General features: G+C 55.3%; 3 protein-coding genes and 1 pseudogene. All 4 read left to right on the forward strand.

Annotation, left to right across the window (positions count from 1 at the left end; translation table 11 throughout):
- On the forward strand, positions 1 to 330 hold a 330-nt coding region (locus SB822_RS54330; protein ID WP_410858753.1), incomplete at its 5' end, for a hypothetical protein.
- Positions 331 to 451: 121 nt separating this feature from the next.
- Complete coding sequence (locus SB822_RS54335) at positions 452 to 889, forward strand: DsrE family protein (RefSeq protein ID WP_086909264.1); 438 nt, start codon at positions 452 to 454, stop codon at positions 887 to 889.
- Positions 890 to 1293: 404 nt separating this feature from the next.
- Positions 1294 to 1941 (forward strand): cysteine hydrolase, encoded by a 648-nt coding sequence (locus tag SB822_RS54340; protein ID WP_086909257.1) that lies wholly within the window; start codon positions 1294 to 1296, stop codon positions 1939 to 1941.
- A 223-nt stretch (positions 1942 to 2164) separates the two neighbouring features.
- Positions 2165 to 2347, forward strand: a pseudogene (locus SB822_RS54345) (IS6 family transposase); the annotation flags it as partial.
- Between the last annotated feature and the right edge of the window lie 105 nt (positions 2348 to 2452).

Consider the following 2452-nt stretch of genomic DNA (forward strand, 5'->3'; position numbering starts at 1 on the left):
TTCTTCGTCTTGTCCATGCTGTTCGTCATTCATGGTGGGACGCAAATTCTAGCTCAGCGCGTTAGTGCGACAAAACCGTCATTTTCCTGTATCCCAGTGCGATTTGCGCATCAGACTGCTGAAGTCCCGGCGGACGAAATTAGGGTCCTTGTACGCCATTACATCGGCCAGACCGGTGCCTTGAGTGGTCTCGGGACGATGCTTGAGGCTGTCGTAAAATCGTTGTGGCACGCGGCCTCCGCGCCTTTGCGCTCAACGGGCTGCTGTTGCACGACCACGGCGTTCTTCGAGTGCAGCTCAATGCCGCTAAACTTCATTTCAGCCTCCTGAACGGGTCGGTTGAGACCTCGCAAACGGGTTATGGAGGTTTCGGACGGCTTCCACTACAGTGGACCATGCGGTAGCAGATGCTTCGCGCCTGCGCATCCATCAATTTTTCGCAGGGGGTTGTATGCTCGATATGGAAAAGGCCTTACACGTCGATATCCCAGTGGAACTCAACGAGCTGAAGCTCGTGTTCAGTGTTAGCAGTCTGATGCTCGAGGGGGACCTTCCCGCCTCCATCTTTCACATGCAGCTGATTAAGAATGATGCGGCGGGGTGGAACGCCAAAGATGACATCGCGGCGGTCTTTCACACCAACGCCGGACACGTCATGCTCAACGATGAGGCCTATAACGCAGAGAGAAATATCGCAACCGGTAATCCCTATAAGTCTCTTTTAGCGGGTCTAATCGGACGCGGTGTAAGGGTGGAATTATGCGGTGCTACCGCGGCCGCTCACAAATGGGGCAATGCAGATCTGCTACCGGGCGTGAAAGTCAATACTGACGCGATGGCGCGCCTTACCCAACTGGTGCAGGAAGGCTTCATCAAGATATCGGAGTAAGATAGACATCCCTCGGCCACGACATCCATGGGTACTCGGTGCGTGCATCATAACGCCCGTTAAACACGGCGTCCGACGCTGACGTGCGGCGACGGGAACATAAGAGTGCTGCATGCAGCTTGAAGAGAGCTCGCAGGACTCGTCCCGGCTTTTCTTCGCGGAGAAAGACAGTCGTGGAAATCGCATTTTCATCCCTAACTCCCAACGGCCGAGTCGGCTTCTTAATCACTGGCTTATTAATAGCCTGCAGGCGGAGTCAACATGCGGGATTCAGGCGTCCCCGTCACCCGGCACCTGCGCCATTTGTACCAGTTGCTTTCTAGTCCTCCCTTTCCTAATCTGATCGGAGAGGCTCGGGTCGATGGAAACCGGCACGCCGTCATGCACTCTCTGGGAGGTCCAAAATGTCGTTTAATCGAACCGAGACAGCCGTGGTTTTCATCGACCCGCAAGTCGATGTCTTAAGCAAGAACGGCAAGAACTGGGGCGCGGTGGGAGCAAGCGTGACAGAGAATAAGACTGTGGAAAACATGCTGCGAATCTTCAAGGCGGCAAAGTCCGCGAAGTTTGCAGTCTTTATATCGCCACATTACTTTTTCCCGACCGATCGCGTATGGAAATTCAATGGACCATTGGAGGCAGATGAATTCGCAACCGGCACGTTTGCGCGCAGTGGTCAGTTGAGTCTGGAAGGTTTCGAAGGCTCCGGCGCTGACTGGCTCGACGAATTCAAGCCTTACATCAACGACGGTGAGACGATTGTTGTAAGTCCGCACAAAGTCTTTGGACCGCAGACCAACGATCTCGTCCTTCAACTGCGCAAGCGGGGAGTGAGAAGGGTGGTGCTCGGAGGCATGCTTGCCAACATGTGCGTGGAGTCACATCTGCGTGATCTGCTCGAACAGGGCTTCGAGGTTTTCGTTGTTAGCGATGCCACCGCCGGACCGCGACATCCCGTTTGGGGTGACGGATACAAGGCGGCGATGATCAACTACGCGTTTCTCGCGCACGGCGTGGTGACTACCGACGAGGTTGTGGCTTCAATGGAATGACGCACAAGTGAGATCGGCTGACAGGCGAGCGAAATGCGCGTTTCCCAATGGGACGCCGAGCATTTTTCCGGCACGGACTGCCGACCGCCTACTTACCGCCGTCGCGATGTCTCATGGCGCACGCGGTTACGCCGGTGGTTCTATTTTATTGAAAAATCGCCTTAGCAAGGAGAATGGCAGTGTCGCAATAAGGCCCTGCGGTAAAATTCGCGGTCCGATATCGATGGCGAACGCGATGGCCAAGAAGAAAACTCTGCGCAAGACATTGCCCGCAGGCATTGGCGAGGTGTTGAAGCGCCTGCACTATCCGCTGGATGTGATCCTGCTGTGTGTGCGGTGGTATGTGGCGTACTCGCTGAGCCTCGTCGAGCAGGACCACCGGGCCATCAAGCGCATCATCAGGTTGTGTCGCGATAAGTTTGGCGGGGTAAGAAATTCGGTAATGGCAAGGAGTCCTTATGCCACCAGCGAATAGAACTGCGCAGCAGCGGTTCGGGTATCGCCGCTGCCC

It is taken from the genome of Paraburkholderia sp. SIMBA_054, from assembly GCF_046534875.1.
In the GTDB taxonomy this organism is placed as follows: Bacteria; Pseudomonadota; Gammaproteobacteria; order Burkholderiales; family Burkholderiaceae; genus Paraburkholderia; species Paraburkholderia hospita.

Bases quoted from the DNA above. Each gene is read 5' to 3' on its own strand.
- SB822_RS54335 (WP_086909264.1), top strand. From the start codon at position 452: ATGCTCGATATGGAAAAGGCCTTACACGTCGATATCCCAGTGGAACTC.
- SB822_RS54340 (WP_086909257.1), top strand. From the start codon at position 1,294: ATGTCGTTTAATCGAACCGAGACAGCCGTGGTTTTCATCGACCCGCAA.